Below are 17060 nucleotides of genomic sequence, written 5' to 3' on the forward strand. Positions count from 1 at the left end.
AAATTTAGAAAGACAGGACAACCAGATTTATGTATAATATAAAACGTGCGCAATGTCACAGTTTGTAGTTTTTGTGAAATGGCCTGAAAGCGTTTTATTCAATCGTTTCCAAAGTGCTGTTAGACCCCTATCATATTGACACGACCCTTTGCCTGTTGTACGATGACTAAGGATATTAGGCGCCTAAATAATCAGTTATACCAATGAAAAAATGAGTAAAAAGGTGGGGGACAATGACACGACCTTCCAAACAACGCCAATTCATAAGGGCTTTTGCACTAATGTCCACATTGACATCATACATTGTTGGTGCGGTTTTATTGAGTGTGTTTGGTGGTAGATGGTTGGACCAGCGTTTCGATGGAGGTGGGCTGTACCTCGTAATAAGCCTTCTTGCCGGTTTTATTACAGCGGCATATGGAATAGTGAAAGCTGTTCAGCAATTTATGGGAGACGATTCGTCATGAATGAACTGGAAAGCCTTTTAAAGCGCTATACGATCTACTCGGTTATTATAATCGGAAGCTTAATTTTAGGGACTTTGTTCATTTCAGACGCAACGTTTCTTGCTGGTATGGCTGTGGGGGCTATATTCAGTCTGTTGAATTTGTATAGTACATATTTCCAAGTGAAACGTTTGACCTCATCAGTCATGGATAGCAAAGTACGATTCTCGTTTGGGACGATAGGAAGAATTATTGTGGTTCTTTTAGCATTACTCATTGCTGAAGAATTTCCTCAGTACCTCGACCTTACCGGGGTGATCATAGGACTGGCTTTCAAATATTGTATTTTGTTAATTGATCCTATTTTCTACTTTAGAACGAGATCCACAGGTTAGAAAGAGTGCACTGACTGTTAATTCAGAGTACTCTTCGCATATGAGAAAAGAGGTGAAAAGATTGGATAGTCACTACTTGAAAGTTGATCTATTTGGTATTCCATGGATGACTTTAAACGTTCCAAATATGATCATGACCACTGTAGCGATGGTAATCGTTTTCTTCGTCTGCTTTTTTATGTCGAGAAAAATCCAGATGTATCCTAAAGGCGCCCAAAATGCATTGGAGTATCTCGTCCAATTTATTAAAAATATTATTAACAGTACGATGGATTGGAAGCAAGGGAAGAACTTTGTTATGTTGGGTATCACGATCATTCTTTACGTGTTTGTGGCGAATATGCTCGGTGTACCGTTTGAGCTTGCCACTGCTGATCACGATGTGTGGTGGAGTTCACCGACATCGAACCCCGTGCTTACCATCTCTTTAGCAGCGTTTGTTATTGTACTAACCCATATTTATGGTTTGAAACTGAAAGGACCAAAAGAATATGGGAAGGACTATTTTCGACCAGCACCATTTATGGCACCTTTTAAAATTATCGAAGACTTCTCGAACACACTGACATTGGGAATGCGTCTTTACGCCAATATATACGCTAAGGAAATGATTATGGTGATGCTTGTAGGTCTTGGTGTATCAAGTGCTTTTTGGGCCTTTGGTGCATTTGTACCGTTGATTGTTTTCCAAGCATTTAGTGTCTTTATTGGTTCATTACAAGCATTCATCTTCTGTATGCTGACGATGGTTTACATGTCGCATAAAGTAAGTGAAGATCACTAATAAACGTGTCTTCATGAATTTTGTTAAAGTAAAATTCAAACTATTTTTACAAGTGTTATGACTCTAGTGAATAAGAACTCTTTACATCATTTAAAGAGTCCTTTATTTCATAAAAAAACTATCATTTTCAAATATTTAAAGGAGGATTTTATTATGGGTATTGTCGCTATTGCAGTCGCTATTGTAGCAAGTTTTGCAGCTATCGCTGGAGCATTTGGGGTGGCTATCGTTGTTAAGAGTACGTTACAAGGAATTACACGTCAACCGGAGATTCGTGGTCCGCTTCAAACAATTATGTTTATCGGTGTACCACTTGTTGAGGCCCTACCTATCTTCGCGATCGTTATTGCCTTCTTACTTCTTGGTAACATTTAAGACAGAATGTCCTGAATGAACAAATGGCGAAGAACGTAGTTCATACAATCTTCGCCTTTCCTTTTATATTAAATGTGAGCAAAAGGAGGCGAATCCGGTGTTTGACATATATGAAATTGAGTGGATGAATGCAGTGTATCAAATTTTGGCCTTCCTCGTTCTCTTAATGCTTTTGAAAAAATTCGCGTTTGGACCAATCATGGATATGATGGATAAGCGTGAACAGCATGTGGCTGATGAGATTGCCTCTGCGGAAAAAAACCGTAAAGAGTCAGAGAAGTATTTAGCAGAACAACGAGAAGCCATTCAAGCTGCTCGTGAGGAAGCCAAAAAAATCATGGAAAACTCGAAAAAAATGAGTGAACAGCAAGCAGAAGAAGTATTGGCAAACGCTAGAAAAGAAGCAGAGCGAATGAAACAATCTGCTCTTGCTGAAATTCATACAGAGAAAGAACAAGCTGTCTCCGCACTTCGTGAGCAAGTTTCGACCTTGTCTGTCCTCGTAGCTACTAAAGTCATTGAGAAAGAACTTGATGAGAAGGAGCAGGAAAGACTTATACAGGATACGCTTAAAGAAGTGGGCGAAGACGTATGAGAAGGCATCCAGTAGGTTATCGTTATGCCAGTGCTTTGCTTGAGCTTACGCAAGAACAGGGTATATTGGAAACCGCGGTAAAAGAGCTTGATGAGGTGTTGGAAGTTTTCAAGGATACGAACCTTCTTGACGAAGTGTTCAAGCACCCGAAAATGACAGACGATGATAAAAAGTCTATTCTCAGACAGGCTTTTTCTGACAAAGTCAGTGCGGCTGTCTTAAATCTGTTACTACTATTAGTCGATAATAAACGTCTCGATGTTTTTCACGCCATTGTGGATAATTTTAAACAATTGGCTAACGAAGCACGAGGGGTTTCTGAAGCGATCGTTTATACGGCAAAACCTCTTAGTGATCAAGAGCAGGAAGCGATTGCTAATGTTTTTGCTAAAAGAGCAGGTAAAGCCCAACTCATTTTGATTAATGAGGTGGACGCTGATATTATCGGTGGATTAAAGGTTCGTATTGGAGACACCGTATACGATGGTAGCGTGGCCAATCAATTGGCACGGATTCAATCACAAATGATACTAGGAAACGTTAGTAGATAGGGGTGAATGATATGAGCATCAGAGCGGATGAAATCAGCTCTCTGTTAAAAAAACAGATAGAAGGTTATCAATCTGAAATTGAAGTGAATGATGTAGGAACCGTCATCCGTATCGGAGACGGAATTGCAGTGGCCCATGGCTTACAAAACGCGATGGCTGGAGAACTGCTTGAGTTTCAAAACGGTGTCATGGGAATGGCACAAAATTTAGAGGAAAATACCGTGGGGATTATTATACTTGGTCCGTTTATCGATATTCGCGAAGGTGATGAAGTACGACGTACAGGCCGGATCATGGAAGTACCCGTAGGAGAAGAATTACTCGGTCGGGTAGTTAATCCGTTAGGCCAGCCCCTTGATGGTATGGGCCCAATCGAAACAGGCAAAACGCGACCAATTGAGGCTCAGGCTCCAGGCGTAATGGATCGTAAATCTGTACATGAACCGTTACAAACGGGAATTAAAGCGATTGACTCTCTTATTCCTATTGGTCGTGGTCAGCGGGAGCTTATTATAGGTGATAGACAAACGGGTAAAACCGCTATTGCAATTGACACAATCATTAACCAGAAAAATGAAGATATGATATGTATTTACGTGGCAATTGGGCAAAAAGAATCAACTGTTGCTGGTGTGGTAGATACACTTCGCCAACATGGAGCACTTGATTACACTATCGTTGTGACAGCTAGTGCGTCGCAACCGGCACCATTGTTGTTCCTTGCACCATATGCAGGGGTAACGATGGGTGAGGAGTTTATGTATGATGGCAAACATGTCCTTGTCATTTATGATGATTTGACTAAACAGGCAGCAGCCTATCGTGAACTTTCCTTGTTATTAAAACGTCCACCAGGTCGTGAAGCATTTCCAGGGGACGTCTTCTATCTTCACTCACGTCTTCTTGAGCGTGCCGCAAAGCTCAGTGACGATAAAGGAGCAGGCTCTTTAACAGCCCTTCCATTTATTGAAACACAAGCAGGAGATATTGGAGCGTACATTCCGACAAACGTTATTTCCATCACTGATGGACAGATTTTCCTTCAATCTGACTTATTCTTCGCAGGGGTTCGTCCTGCTATTGACGCTGGTCTATCTGTATCACGTGTAGGTGGCTCAGCACAAATTAAAGCGATGAAGAAAGTTGCGGGGACACTGCGTCTTGACTTGGCCTCTTATCGTGAGCTAGAAGCTTTTACCCAATTCGGTTCAGATTTGGATGCAGCAACACAAGCCAAGTTAAACCGGGGAGCACGAACTGTTGAAGTGTTAAAACAAGGTCTGCATCAGCCATTAGCTGTTGAAAAGCAAGTATTTATTCTTTTTGCTTTAACGAAGGGCTTTTTAGATGATGTTGAGGTGGAAAGTGTCAGCCGTTTCGAAACGGAAATGTATACTTTCTTAGAGCACAATTATAAAGAGTTATTGTCTCAAATTAAGGATACAGGGGCGCTTGCAGATGAGGACGCGATGAGGAACGCGATTGACGACTTCAAAAAAACGTTCCAAGGATAATACGGTGTCAATAACTTATTCGTCCAGTTTCATAGTGAAGGTGGTGAAGAACGATGGCTTCTTTAAAAGAGATTAAAACACGCATAAGCTCGACTAAGAAAACAAAACAGATTACGAAAGCCATGGAAATGGTATCTGCTGCCAAACTTAATAAAGCTCAAAGTAAGGCAGAGGCCTTTCAGCCATATACAGATAAAATCCGAGAAGTGGTGACTAGTATTGCGGGTGGTACAGAAGGCTTAAGTCATCCAATGCTTGAAACGCGTGATAAAGTAAAGAAAACAGGGTATATCGTGATAACGTCCGATCGAGGGCTTTGTGGTGCTTATAACAGCGGCCTTCTCCGGGAAACGGTACGCCTCATTAACGAACGCCATGCCTCGCCTGATGAGTATGGAATTGTCGTTATGGGACGTATAGGACGAGATTTCTTCAAAAAGAGAAATATGCCGATTTTTCAAGAAATTACTGGCTTGGCAGATCAGCCGGATTATAATGATATTAAAAATATCGCGTCAACAACTGTTGAGATGTTCGAAGATGGTGTGTTTGATCACGTATACATCCATTACAACCATTTTGTCAGTGCGATTAGTCAGCAAGTGACGGAAACGCAATTATTGCCGCTCACAAGCTTCGATACTACTGGTGAGGCAGAAAAAGAGCCTAATAATTTGGAGTACATTTATGAACCGAATGCGGAATCCATTCTTGAGGATCTGCTACCTCACTATGCAGAATCACTTATTTTCGGTGCGTTGTTAGATGGGAAAGCAAGTGAATTCGGTGCAAGAATGTCTGCTATGCGTTCAGCTACTGATAATGCTGATAATATGATTGATGATTTAACCTTAGTTTATAACCGTGCACGCCAAGCGGCGATCACACAAGAAATTAACGAAATTGTTGGTGGTGCAGCAGCTCAAGGTTAGAATGCTTGTATTACGAAAAATGAGTTCTAATGGCGATACATACAGCGTATCAGGCTCATTTAGAAGGAGGAAAGATGATGAATAAAGGACACGTCACGCAAGTAACAGGTCCGGTGGTGGATATTCAATTCCAACGCGGGCAATTACCTGAAATTTACAACGCGATAAAAATTCAACATAAAGCCCAATCATCTGGGGAAGTAGACGTTGATTTGACATTAGAAGTGGCTTTGCACCTCGGTGACGATACTGTGCGTACGATCGCGATGGCTTCAACAGATGGGCTTGTTCGTGGCATGGAAGCTGTTGATGCAGGTGGGCCGATCTCCGTACCTGTTGGTGATGCTACCTTAGGTCGTGTTTTTAATGTCCTAGGTGATAATATTGATTTAGATGAAGCAATTGGTGCTGAAGTCCAACGTGACCCGATTCACCGAGAGGCGCCTGCCTATGATGAGCTTTCTACACAGACAGAGATTCTTGAAACTGGGATTAAAGTTGTTGATTTACTTGCTCCTTACGTAAAAGGTGGGAAAATTGGTCTATTCGGTGGTGCTGGCGTAGGTAAAACCGTTTTAATCCAAGAGTTAATTAACAACATTGCCCAAGAGCATGGTGGGATTTCCGTATTTGCTGGTGTCGGAGAAAGAACACGTGAAGGTAATGACTTGTATTATGAGATGAAGGACTCTGGTGTTATTAATAAAACAGCTATGGTATTCGGTCAGATGAATGAGCCGCCTGGGGCGCGTATGCGAGTTGCCTTAACAGGGCTTACAATGGCAGAACACTTCCGTGATGTAAAAGGAGCAGACGTCCTTCTTTTTATTGACAATATTTTCCGATTTACTCAAGCTGGTATGGAAGTTTCGGCCCTTCTCGGCCGTATGCCATCAGCTGTAGGTTATCAGCCAACACTATCCACGGAAATGGGTCAATTACAAGAGCGAATTACATCGACGAAAAAAGGTTCTGTTACGTCTATTCAAGCTATTTATGTACCGGCAGATGACTATACTGACCCTGCACCAGCGACAACTTTCGCTCACCTTGACGCTACAACCAACTTGGAAAGAAAGCTTTCGGAAATGGGGATTTATCCAGCGGTGGATCCGTTAGCATCAACGTCACGAGCGCTCTCACCAGAAATAGTAGGAGAAGAGCATTATGAGGTGGCAAGGGAAGTTCAAGTTACGTTACAGAAATACCGTGAATTACAAGATATCATTGCAATTTTAGGTATGGACGAACTATCTGAAGAAGATAAACTAACGGTTAGCCGTGCTCGCCGAATTCAATTTTTCTTATCGCAAAACTTCCATGTGGCTGAGCAATTTACTGGACAGCCTGGTTCGTACGTGCCGGTTAAAGAAACAATTAAAGGATTCCGTGAGATTCTTGACGGTAAGCATGATGATGTTCCAGAGGATGCTTTTAGACTGGTTGGCCGTATCGAGGATGTCCTCGAAAACGCAAAGCAAATGCAATAAATTAAACGATCAGCCTAAAAGTCAGGATGTGAGAGTCATTAGCTCGTCTATGCTAATGACTCATACCACTGACTCCCGGTAAGTCGTCCCATTGATAAGGAGGATGAACCATGAAGACGATGCATACGAATGTCGTCACTCCTGATGGCAGTGTTTTTAACGGAGATACCGAAATGGTGAGTGTAAGAACTTCGGAAGGCGAATTGGGTATCCTCCCTAGTCACCTTCCGCTAGTGACGTCTTTAACGATCGGAGCCATCCGGATAAAGAAAGACTCCAAAGTTCAACTTATAGCTGTCAGCGGTGGATTTATGGAAGTTCGACCTGACGAAGTCACTATTTTAGCAGAGTCGGCAGAATTACCATCTGATATAGACATTACACGAGCTCGGGCAGCAAAAGAACGTGCTGAACGCCGTCTTGCTGAAGCCAAAAAAGACAACATTGATTTCAAACGGGCTGAATTAGCGCTTAAACGCGCTATTAACCGATTGGAAGTGTCCGAGAATAGAATGTAATATGTCTTAAAACAGGTTGAATAGAAAGCGTTACAGTATTTATGTAGTTGCTAATATATGTTGAGAAACGAGACGGGATATTTATCCTTGTCTCTTTTTTTTATGTGATTCTTATAAATAGTAAGACTTATATCTCCTTTATCACAGGATAATCGTCCGAAAATTCTCGCATCAAAAATAGAGAGGAGAGTTAAGTCTATATAGGCGGGAGATAACAGATACTAAAGTCCCGCTTCACTCAACAATCAATAAGTGGGAGAGAAGATTTGTTTTATCCCACTCTTAAGGAGCAGTAAAACCCCCCGCCTCAAAACTTAAGAAGATCGAAAAGTTAAGGTGAGGGATAAACTGCTCCCTAAAGGCCCGATAAGTTAAACTAACAATCAGTGGGGATGAAGGAAAACGCCCACTGATTGAAGCTTAGTTTTATTTTAGATTAATATTAACTAGTATGGACTTTGAAACCCCAACATAAGTATAGAAGAACACTGTTATAAAAGGAATATCAAACTGTTATAGTCATTGTGTAGACTAACACATAAATTAGAAAGTAGAAAACATTACTCCCTCATCGCTTCTCCAACTGAAACTTTTGTAATTTAATATGAACAGTAGAGCCGGCTAGCTATAACAACTATTCACATATTTAAATTTCATTTGTTATTAGGAGATATTTATTATAAAAACAAACAACATTTCAAATGATATAAAAACCTTAATAAGACACACCTCATAACTCATATGGATAAAAAAGGGTTAGTTTAAGCATGTAAAAACGTTAGTTACAGTGTATACTTGGTAATGCAGAATAATATAGACAGTTTTTTAGCAGTTTTGATATAATTTTAGTGAGCAATGGATGGACAATCTTATATTTTAGGAAGGGAGTGAAAGTATGGGGCTTCAAGCCTATTATGACAATTACATTCTCGTTCTGATCTTTATGTTACTTGGTGTGGCGCTTCCTGTTGCTTCGCTTACATTTGGACGGCTATTAAGGCCAAAAAATCCTTATGCAGAGAAGATAACCACATATGAAAGTGGGATTCAACCAGAAGGTGACGCTCAAGTACGCTATCATGTGGCCTACTACATTGTAGCGCTAGAGTTTATCATTTTTGATGTTGAAACCGTTTTCTTAATTCCGTGGGCCGTTGCTCTTGAGCATCTTGGCTGGGTTGGCCTTAACATGATGCTTGTTTTTATTGTTATTCTAGCGTTAGGTATTGCCTATTCTTGGAAAAAGAAGGTGTTAGAATGGAGTTGAGGGGATTTCAGGATTCAGAGAAGTACGATCCGCGTATGATGGAGGATGTGAAAAAAAGTGTTTTCTTTACTAAAGTGGATCAATTAAAGGCGTGGTCCCGGACGAGGTCATTTTGGCCATTGAGTTTCGGGCTTGCTTGTTGTGCCATTGAAATGATGGGAACAGGTGGATCACGTTATGATTTTGATCGGTTTGGGGTTATCTTTAGAGCTTCGCCAAGACATGCTGACGTCATGATTGTAGCGGGAACTGTGACAGGGAAGATGGCGCCTATTTTAAGAACACTATACGATCAAATGCCAGAGCCAAAATGGGTTATTTCCATGGGGTCGTGTGCAACCTGTGGTGGTCCTTACAAGGAGGCTTATAGTGTTTTAAATGGCGTTGATAAGATCGTACCGGTAGATGTGTATGTATCTGGTTGTCCACCAACACCACCGGCACTGTTAGATGGGATTGAAAAGCTTAGAGAAAAAATACGACTGGAAGCAAAGGGAGAGAGGGTGTCAAACACATGAGTCAGGATGTGCTGGATCTTGTTCTGAACAAACTACAAGCGCAACTCGGCCCAGATGCCATAAAAGACGGGAAGCTCAATTTTGAGAAGCCTATGGTAACTATCTCTAGTGACCATTGGGATGAACATACAGGCCGTTTCCTTCGAGATGACAAGGCTCTACAGTTTGACTTTCTTTCATGTGTCACAGGCGTTGACTATGACGAACATATGGAAGTAATATACAACCTTTATTCCACAACTCATGACCATTATTTATATTTAAAAGTAATTGCGTCCAAAGAAAAGCCAATAGTGCACTCAGCAGAGCCTGTTTGGAAATCAGCGGATTACATGGAAAGAGAGACATATGATCTACTAGGCATCGACTTTCCAGGCCATTGGCGCTTAAAACGTATATTACTTGATGACGAATGGGAAGGTCATCCACTTCGTAAAGATTACGTCACAGATAAAAAAGCGCTCGGCTTAGATTAAGGGGGTGACATAATGGCAGAATTAAAAACAGAAACGATGACGCTCAATATGGGACCACAGCACCCAAGTACGCATGGCGTTTTTCGTTTACAGCTGAAAGTGGATGGGGAAACAATTGTAGAAGCAGTACCCATTATGGGATATCTTCATCGAGGTTCAGAAAAATTAGCTGAAGGCTTTTTGTACTCACAATTTATTCCTTATACTGATCGCCTCGATTACTTAAATGCTATGACGAATAATTATATTTACTGTGCGGCTATTGAAGAATTATTAGAGTGGGATATTCCAGAGCGAGCAGAATATTTACGTGTTATTACGATGGAATTAAATCGCATTGCGAGCCATCTTGTTTGGTGGGGAACGTATTTGTTAGATATAGGAGCCATGAGTCCTTTCCTTTACGCTTTCAGAGATAGAGAGACGATACTGGACCGATTAAATGAAATTAGCGGAGCAAGAATGACATTTAATTACCACCGTATCGGTGGTGTTAAATGGGATGCCCCAGAGGGCTGGATTGCGAAAGTTCAAGAAACGGTGAAGGAGCTGTACGAGAATATTCAAACATTTGATACGCTCGTGACAGGAAATGAAATCTTTCAAGCACGAACGATTGGTGTCGGAAGATTGTCAAAAGAAGATGTAATAAATTGGGGCTTATCAGGACCGATAGCGAGGGGAAGCGGGATTGATATTGATATAAGAAAAACAGAGCCCTACTCTCTGTATGACCGTTTTGATTTTGATGTTGTGACGGAAGAGGAGGGGGATGTTTATGCAAGATATAAAGTCCGTATTGGTGAGATGTTTCAATCCTTGAAAATCATTGAACAGGCCTGTGACCAAATTCCTGACGGAGATATTATCACAAAAAAAGGAAAGCGAATTATGATGATTAAGCCACCGGCTGGTGAAGTGTATAAACGGGCAGAAGCTTCCAAAGGGGAGATTGGTGTCTATGCCATTAGTAATGGCAAAAATAAGCCCTACCGCATTAAACTTCGTCGTCCCTCCTTTGTAAATGTCTCTATTTTACAAGCGCTGTTAGTAGGGGAGTCGATCCAAAATTTAGTTGCCATTTTCGGGAGCCTCGATGTGGTGCTTGGAGAGGTTGATGCTTGATGGATTATTTACTGATGTTTTTATATGCTGTTGCCGTTTTGATTGTCTTATTAGGTGGCGTGACATTTGCCATATTAGCTGAACGAAAAGTCATCGGTTACATTCAACTAAGGCCTGGTCCAAATCGTCATGGACCATGGGGGACAGCACAAACGATTGCAGACGTTGTTAAATTATTGCTAAAAGAAGATATTATACCTGCTAAAGCAGACAAAAAAATCTTTGTATTAGCCCCAGTTTTAGCTTTTGCACCAGCATTCTCAGTGATGGCTGTACTCGTATACAGCAGTTCAATAGGTGGAGCAGATATCAATATCGGTGTGTTATATTTTCTTGGTGTATCGTCCATCACAATGCTTGGTGTCTTAATGGGAGGATGGAGTTCTAACAACAAGTATGCCCTACTCGGTTCAATTCGAGGGGTCGCCCAGATGGTCAGCTATGAATTACCTCTAATACTCTCCATTGTCGGTATTATCATTCTCGTTGGTTCACTGAATATGACGGATATCGTCAATTATCAGGCAGATATGGGAATGTGGTTTATCGTACCGCAATTTCTTGCTTTCATTGTCTATATGATTTCCTCTATTGCAGAATTGAATCGTTCACCTTTTGATTTACCTGAAGCAGAATCGGAGCTTGTGGCCGGCTATTTTACTGAATACTCAGGTTTTCGATTTGCTATGTTTATGCTAGCAGAGTATACCTATGCCATTGCCATAGCAGGACTTGCCACAACCTTGTTTCTCGGAGGCTGGCTTGGCCCGGCATTTTTGCCAGGGATCGTATGGTTTTTACTTAAAGTATGTGCCGTTATGTTCATCTGGTTCTGGCTTACAGCTACGTTGCCGCGGGCTCGGGTGGATCAACTCATGAACTTCGGCTGGAAAGTACTTATACCTTTGGCGCTTCTTAACATCGTAGTGACGGCGATTATTAAAGTGTGGATGGGGTGATAAAATGTTTCGATTATTAAAGGGATTTGGTGTGACGTTAAATTATTTAACAAAAAAGAATATCACCGTTCAATATCCCGAGGAAAAAGTTGTGATGCCCGAGCGCTTTCGAGGGATCCATCGCTTCTTTCCAGAGAAATGTATTGTCTGTAATTTATGCGTACAGGCCTGTCCCACCGATGTCATTTCTCTTACAGGCAAAAAAAGTGAAGAAAATCCTAAAAAGAAAGTCATTGAGACATATAATATTGATTTTCAGGGGTGTATTTTATGCGATTTTTGCACTGAAGTATGTCCAACAGATGCCATCGTGATGACAGCGAGGTATGACAACTTAAGTGAATATAATCGCTCGGCTCATTTTAAGGACATGGATTGGCTTACGAACAATCATGTTTACGGAAATTATACAGAAGAGACAGATGAGCCAAAAAAAGAGGAAAAACCGAAACCACATTCTGAAACTAGTAACCCAACTAAACGAAGTGCGAGTGATACCTCCTTAGATAAGGGAAATGAGAACCAAGAGCTAGGGACAACACGCTCAAAGGACACAAAAACAGAGGGAATTGTAGAAAATCGTGAGGCTGTATCGACGCCCAAACCTAAAAAAACAAACTTAAGTAAAGAAGAACCTTCTCATGGGGATCATTCCAAAGATGGGGCAGGAAGAGGTGACCACGTGTGAATGGCCAAATGATATTCTTTACACTATTTGCTGTTATTGCTATTTCAGGGGCTGTGTTAATGATAGCTTTGCAAAAAATTTCACACCGCATTGTGTCTATGGTATTTAGTTTTTTTGCTGTTGCAGGGCTCTATTTTCTTTTAGGTGCTGAATTTATCGGTATTGTCCAGATCATGGTTTATGTAGGGGCAATCACCATTTTATTTGTGTTTGGGATGATGATGACAGAGCACCGCAATATTGGTTTTGGACCGGATCCCCATAAGTGGCAACGGGGGCTAAGCTTTGTGGGAGTTTTAACCTTACTCATTATCATGCTTTACGGCATCTTTAATATGGACCTTCCTAATACACCACAGCCATATATTGGCACGGTAGAAAGCATAGGTATTGAGCTTTATGGTCATTACTTTATCGCATTTCTCGGCTCAGCTTTTCTGCTAACCGCAGCTCTCATTGGGGCTGTCGTCATTGCGAGAAAGGAGGCCGAATAATATGGTTCCTATCACACTATTTTTAGCACTTGCAGCCATTTTATTTTGCGTTGGATTATATGGCGTTTTAACGCGACGCCATCTTGTCATTGTTCTTGCTAGTATTGAACTGATGCTAAACTCAGTCAATATAAATTTGGTAGCTTTCTCAGCTATAGGGCCATTTGCGAACATATCTGGGCAAGTGTTTACTTTGTTTGTTATTACGGTTGCTGCGGCTGAAGCTGCTGTAGGACTTGCCATTCTCATTGCCCTGTATAGAAACCGTCACACAATTGATGTTATTAAGCATGATTTATTGCGGTGGTAAGCGAATAATTCTACTTACTAAACGTTTACTGACTTACTAGTATAGCGTGCATATTCGTTTATAAAACTATGTAAAGAAAAGGTGATGACATGCTACAAAGTGCCTGGTTAATACCGGTTTTTCCACTTATCGCCTTCCTCATTTTGCTATTTGCTGGACGGCTACTTAAGGAAAAGTCGCCATATGTCGGGATAGCAGCTTTGGCTCTTTCATTTATCCTATCCGTAAGTGTTCTAATCGAACGGATAGGCGGAGAAACTTATACGTATGTTGTAAACTGGTTAGCATTTGGTGACTCCTTTGTCACGATGGGATTTGAGGTTACCCCATTAAATGCTATGATGCTGATCATTGTCACTCTCGTCAGTCTAGTCGTGCATATTTTTTCAAAGGAATATATGCATGATGACAGTAGAATCCATATCTTTTATGCTTATTTAGGTTTATTTTCTTTTTCAATGTTAGGTCTAGTTCTTGCTCCAAATATTTTACAGTTATTTATATTTTGGGAGTTAGTTGGCCTTTGCTCGTTCCTGCTTGTTGGATTCTGGTATTTTAAGCCTGAAGCTGCTGCGGCGGCAAAGAAAGCCTTTTTGACTACTAGAATAGGAGATGTTGGGCTTTTAATAGGTCTCGTTTTACTATTTAACGAGACCGGAAGTTTTGATTATAGCCGAATCTATAGCACGATTGAGAACGGTTTGATTAATGACACCATGCTGACTGTTACCGCCCTTCTAATTTTCATGGGGGCTGTTGGGAAATCAGCACAATTTCCACTTCATGTCTGGTTGCCAGATGCGATGGAAGGCCCTACTCCAGTCAGTGCCTTAATACATGCGGCAACGATGGTAGCAGCGGGTGTTTACTTAGTAGCTGTTATGTATCCTCTTTTCTTAGCATCACCTACAGCCTTGACAGTAGTGGCGTATATCGGTGCTTTAACAGCTTTTCTAGCAGCTACCATGGCAATTGTGAAAACAGATATAAAACGAGTATTGGCCTACTCGACCATCAGTCAATTAGGATTTATGATGCTAGCGTTAGGTACTGCTGGTTATGTGGCTGGCTTATTTCATCTAATGACGCATGCCTTCTTTAAAGCCTTACTTTTCCTTGGTGCAGGTAGTGTGATTTATGCGGTTCATCACCGACAAGATATTCGCCATATGGGTGGTTTGTGGCATAAGATGCGTCTGACGTCCATTACATTTTTGATCGGTGCTTTAGCTATTTCAGGTATATTTCCATTGGCTGGTTTCTGGAGTAAAGAAGAAATTCTGGCTTCTACCTTATTAAATGGAAATGGTCTTCTGTTTGGTTTAGCTCTCGTAACCGCTTTTATGACAGCCTTTTATATGTTTCGCCTCTTTTTTAAAACATTTACAGGGGAGTACCGTGGCGGGGACCATGATGATTCAACAGCTAACGATCCACTAGTTGACACGTATGATGCAGCTGACGTGGCAGAAGCTGATAATCCGCGTGATGATACCTCACAAAAAGATGTGACATCCTCCCCTGATGTAGGGCAAGAACATTATGAGGCGCCGAAGGAAAATTCACCACTCATGACGTACCCATTGATTATCCTTGCCCTTTTAGCTGTCGTGGCAGGTTTCGTCAATTTACCTGTATTAGGGCACCCATTGGAAAACTTCCTTACGTCCGGTTTGAGTATAGGTGTTCAACCGCATGGGGAATTGTGGCTTGCTGCATTATCATTGTTAGTGGCTTTAGGAGGTATCGGCCTTGCGTGGGCGATCTATTATAAGGGTCTTATTGCTGAGACATTTTTTTCTAAAAAAGCTCCTTACCTTCATAAGCTTCTTTTAAACAACTACTACTTAGACAAAATTTATGCCGCCACTGTGATTAAACCAATCGTTGGTTTAGGACGATTTTTATGGGAAGTGGATAAGATGGTTATTGATGGTCTCGTTAAGCTCGTAGGTTACTCATCAGTTGGGATCGGAAAGAGACTTGGACGTGGTCACAATGGCCAACTACAAACGTATGGACTAGTTTCTGTATTTGGTGGAATTATTATTATCGCGGCTGTCTTTTTGCTAAGGGGGTATATCGGATGATAGGAAATAGCTTAACATGGCTCGTATTTGTACCTTTAGTGGGGACGCTGCTAATCGTGATGATTCCTCGAGAGCAAGTCAATGTCATTCGCTCAATTGCTACAGGGACATCGGCAGCCGTACTTCTTTTCTCACTCTTCATTTTTGCAGGATTTGACAGAAGTACGTCTGATATACAGTATTACACCGTAACAGAATGGTTTAATATTGGTTTCTTACAAATTAATTTTGAAATTGGGCTTGATGGTTTATCTATGCCGCTCATACTTCTTACGACACTTGTAACAACGTTAGCCATTGTGGCCTCTTTTTCAATAAATGACCGGGTAAAAGAGTTTTATATTTGGATACTCATACTTTTAAGCGGCATGTTAGGGGTATTCGTAGCGCTTGATATGCTCCTTTTCTTCTTGTTTTTTGAATTGACACTCATACCAATGTTTTTCTTAATTGGTATTTGGGGAGGTAAATGGCGGGCATATGCTTCCTTTAAGTTTTTAGTCTATACGGGGCTTGGGAGTGCCGTCATGTTTATGACGTTTATCGCCATGTTTGTTAAAGGAGCAGAAGCCATGAACTACCAGGTGCTCTCGTTTAGCTTGCTGACGATGGCGGATATTTATGCAAATCCTTTAAATCCAGATGTATTAACAGGGACAGTTAAAGGTGGCCTGTTTCTAGGGCTATTTATTGCATTCGCTATAAAATTGCCAGTCTTCCCATTTCACACATGGCTGCCAAATGCCCATGTGGAAGCACCTACTGCTGCAAGTATGATACTGGCAGGTGTGCTGTTAAAAATGGGAGGTTACGGATTATTGCGGGCAGGTTTCGGTGTATTACCTGATCAAGCAGCTAGGTTTGCCACATTAATTGCCCTTCTCGGGGTCATTAATATAATATATGGGGCTTTATTAGCCCTTGTGCAAACCGATTTAAAATCTCTCGTGGCTTATTCGAGTATTAGTCATATGGGGATTGTCCTTTTAGGAATGGCCTCCTTTACAACAGCAGGGATGCAAGGGGCAATTTTTCAACTCGTGTCTCACGGTTTTATTTCAGCTCTTCTTTTCTTCATGGTGGGAGCCATCTATGAGCGGACTAAAACGCGTACTATTGCTGAATTAGGTGGGTTATCGAAATCGATTCCCATATTAGCTGGTTTTATGCTGGCAGCTGCCATGGCATCGATAGGTCTTCCAGGCTTGTCTGGGTTTGTTAGTGAATTATTGGCCTTTATCGGTATTTTTGGAGCATCTGAAGAATTAATTCCAGCTGCTGCTACTCTTGGGGTGATAGGAGCGATAGGCATTATTTTCACTGCTGGATATCTTTTGTGGGCTATGCAAAGGACGACTTTTGGACCAATGAAGGAAAAGTACGGTGAATTAATAGATGCAAAACCTATGGAATACATCCCAATGATCGGTTTGCTTGGTTTAAGCTTAGCCATTGGTGTTTATCCGCATCTCTTGAGTGATGTCATTAATATAACAGTCATCGACTTAGTGTCGCGAATAGGGGGGGGATGAC

At 41.3% G+C, this 17060-nt stretch carries 19 protein-coding genes and 1 pseudogene; all 20 read left to right on the forward strand.

Annotated elements, in window-relative coordinates:
* Positions 1-233 precede the first annotated feature (233 nt).
* A complete protein-coding gene (locus tag BK581_RS15090) occupies positions 234-467 on the forward strand; it encodes an AtpZ/AtpI family protein (protein WP_078578938.1) in 234 nt (77 codons plus the stop codon).
* Positions 464-841, forward strand: a complete 378-nt coding sequence (locus tag BK581_RS15095) for an ATP synthase subunit I (protein ID WP_078578939.1) — start codon at positions 464-466, stop codon at positions 839-841. Before BK581_RS15090 ends, BK581_RS15095 begins: the two co-directional genes overlap by 4 nt.
* Positions 842-902: 61 nt before the next feature.
* Positions 903-1625, forward strand: coding sequence for a F0F1 ATP synthase subunit A (gene atpB / locus BK581_RS15100; RefSeq protein ID WP_245829227.1), 723 nt, complete (start codon positions 903-905; stop codon positions 1623-1625).
* 153 nt (positions 1626-1778) lie between these two features.
* Entirely contained in the window at positions 1779-2000 is a 222-nt protein-coding gene (gene atpE, locus BK581_RS15105; protein ID WP_078578940.1) for a F0F1 ATP synthase subunit C, read from the forward strand.
* 124 nt (positions 2001-2124) lie between these two features.
* Positions 2125-2595, forward strand: coding sequence for a F0F1 ATP synthase subunit B (atpF, locus tag BK581_RS15110; protein ID WP_169837839.1), 471 nt, complete (start codon positions 2125-2127; stop codon positions 2593-2595).
* Positions 2592-3146: a F0F1 ATP synthase subunit delta gene (locus BK581_RS15115; protein WP_078578942.1), complete on the forward strand. Its 555-nt coding sequence runs from the start codon at positions 2592-2594 to the stop codon at positions 3144-3146. The genes atpF and BK581_RS15115 overlap by 4 nt, the downstream gene beginning before the upstream one ends.
* Before the next feature lie 11 nt (positions 3147-3157).
* Positions 3158-4660: a F0F1 ATP synthase subunit alpha gene (gene atpA / locus BK581_RS15120; protein ID WP_078578943.1), complete on the forward strand. Its 1503-nt coding sequence runs from the start codon at positions 3158-3160 to the stop codon at positions 4658-4660.
* Positions 4661-4713: 53 nt separating this feature from the next.
* Positions 4714-5592, forward strand: a complete 879-nt coding sequence (gene atpG / locus BK581_RS15125) for an ATP synthase F1 subunit gamma (protein WP_078578944.1) — start codon at positions 4714-4716, stop codon at positions 5590-5592.
* A 77-nt stretch (positions 5593-5669) separates the two neighbouring features.
* Positions 5670-7082, forward strand: coding sequence for a F0F1 ATP synthase subunit beta (atpD, locus tag BK581_RS15130; protein ID WP_078578945.1), 1413 nt, complete (start codon positions 5670-5672; stop codon positions 7080-7082).
* 110 nt (positions 7083-7192) lie between these two features.
* Positions 7193-7600, forward strand: a complete 408-nt coding sequence (locus tag BK581_RS15135) for a F0F1 ATP synthase subunit epsilon (protein ID WP_078578946.1) — start codon at positions 7193-7195, stop codon at positions 7598-7600.
* An 895-nt stretch (positions 7601-8495) separates the two neighbouring features.
* A complete protein-coding gene (locus BK581_RS15140) occupies positions 8496-8867 on the forward strand; it encodes an NADH-quinone oxidoreductase subunit A (RefSeq protein ID WP_078578947.1) in 372 nt (123 codons plus the stop codon).
* Entirely contained in the window at positions 8858-9385 is a 528-nt protein-coding gene (locus tag BK581_RS15145) for a NuoB/complex I 20 kDa subunit family protein (protein ID WP_078578948.1), read from the forward strand. Before BK581_RS15140 ends, BK581_RS15145 begins: the two co-directional genes overlap by 10 nt.
* A complete protein-coding gene (locus BK581_RS15150; RefSeq protein ID WP_078578949.1) occupies positions 9382-9861 on the forward strand; it encodes an NADH-quinone oxidoreductase subunit C in 480 nt (159 codons plus the stop codon). Before BK581_RS15145 ends, BK581_RS15150 begins: the two co-directional genes overlap by 4 nt.
* 12 nt (positions 9862-9873) lie before the next feature.
* Complete coding sequence (locus BK581_RS15155; RefSeq protein ID WP_078578950.1) at positions 9874-10986, forward strand: NADH-quinone oxidoreductase subunit D; 1113 nt, start codon at positions 9874-9876, stop codon at positions 10984-10986.
* The gene (gene nuoH, locus BK581_RS15160) at positions 10986-11945 is read left to right on the forward strand and encodes an NADH-quinone oxidoreductase subunit NuoH (RefSeq protein ID WP_078578951.1); all 960 of its coding nucleotides are present in this window, start codon (positions 10986-10988) and stop codon (positions 11943-11945) included. Before BK581_RS15155 ends, nuoH begins: the two co-directional genes overlap by 1 nt.
* Positions 11946-11949: 4 nt before the next feature.
* Positions 11950-12336, forward strand: a pseudogene (locus tag BK581_RS20355) (NuoI/complex I 23 kDa subunit family protein); the annotation flags it as partial.
* A 293-nt stretch (positions 12337-12629) separates the two neighbouring features.
* A complete protein-coding gene (locus tag BK581_RS15170) occupies positions 12630-13127 on the forward strand; it encodes an NADH-quinone oxidoreductase subunit J family protein (protein ID WP_095995559.1) in 498 nt (165 codons plus the stop codon).
* Between the two features lies 1 nt (position 13128).
* The gene (gene nuoK, locus BK581_RS15175; protein WP_078578953.1) at positions 13129-13437 is read left to right on the forward strand and encodes an NADH-quinone oxidoreductase subunit NuoK; all 309 of its coding nucleotides are present in this window, start codon (positions 13129-13131) and stop codon (positions 13435-13437) included.
* Positions 13438-13526: 89 nt separating this feature from the next.
* Complete coding sequence (gene nuoL, locus BK581_RS15180; RefSeq protein WP_078578954.1) at positions 13527-15527, forward strand: NADH-quinone oxidoreductase subunit L; 2001 nt, start codon at positions 13527-13529, stop codon at positions 15525-15527.
* Positions 15524-17059: a complex I subunit 4 family protein gene (locus tag BK581_RS15185; protein WP_078578955.1), complete on the forward strand. Its 1536-nt coding sequence runs from the start codon at positions 15524-15526 to the stop codon at positions 17057-17059. Before nuoL ends, BK581_RS15185 begins: the two co-directional genes overlap by 4 nt.
* Position 17060 lies beyond the last annotated feature (1 nt).

It is taken from the genome of Salipaludibacillus agaradhaerens (assembly GCF_002019735.1).
Lineage (GTDB): Bacteria > Bacillota > Bacilli > Bacillales > Salisediminibacteriaceae > Salipaludibacillus > Salipaludibacillus agaradhaerens.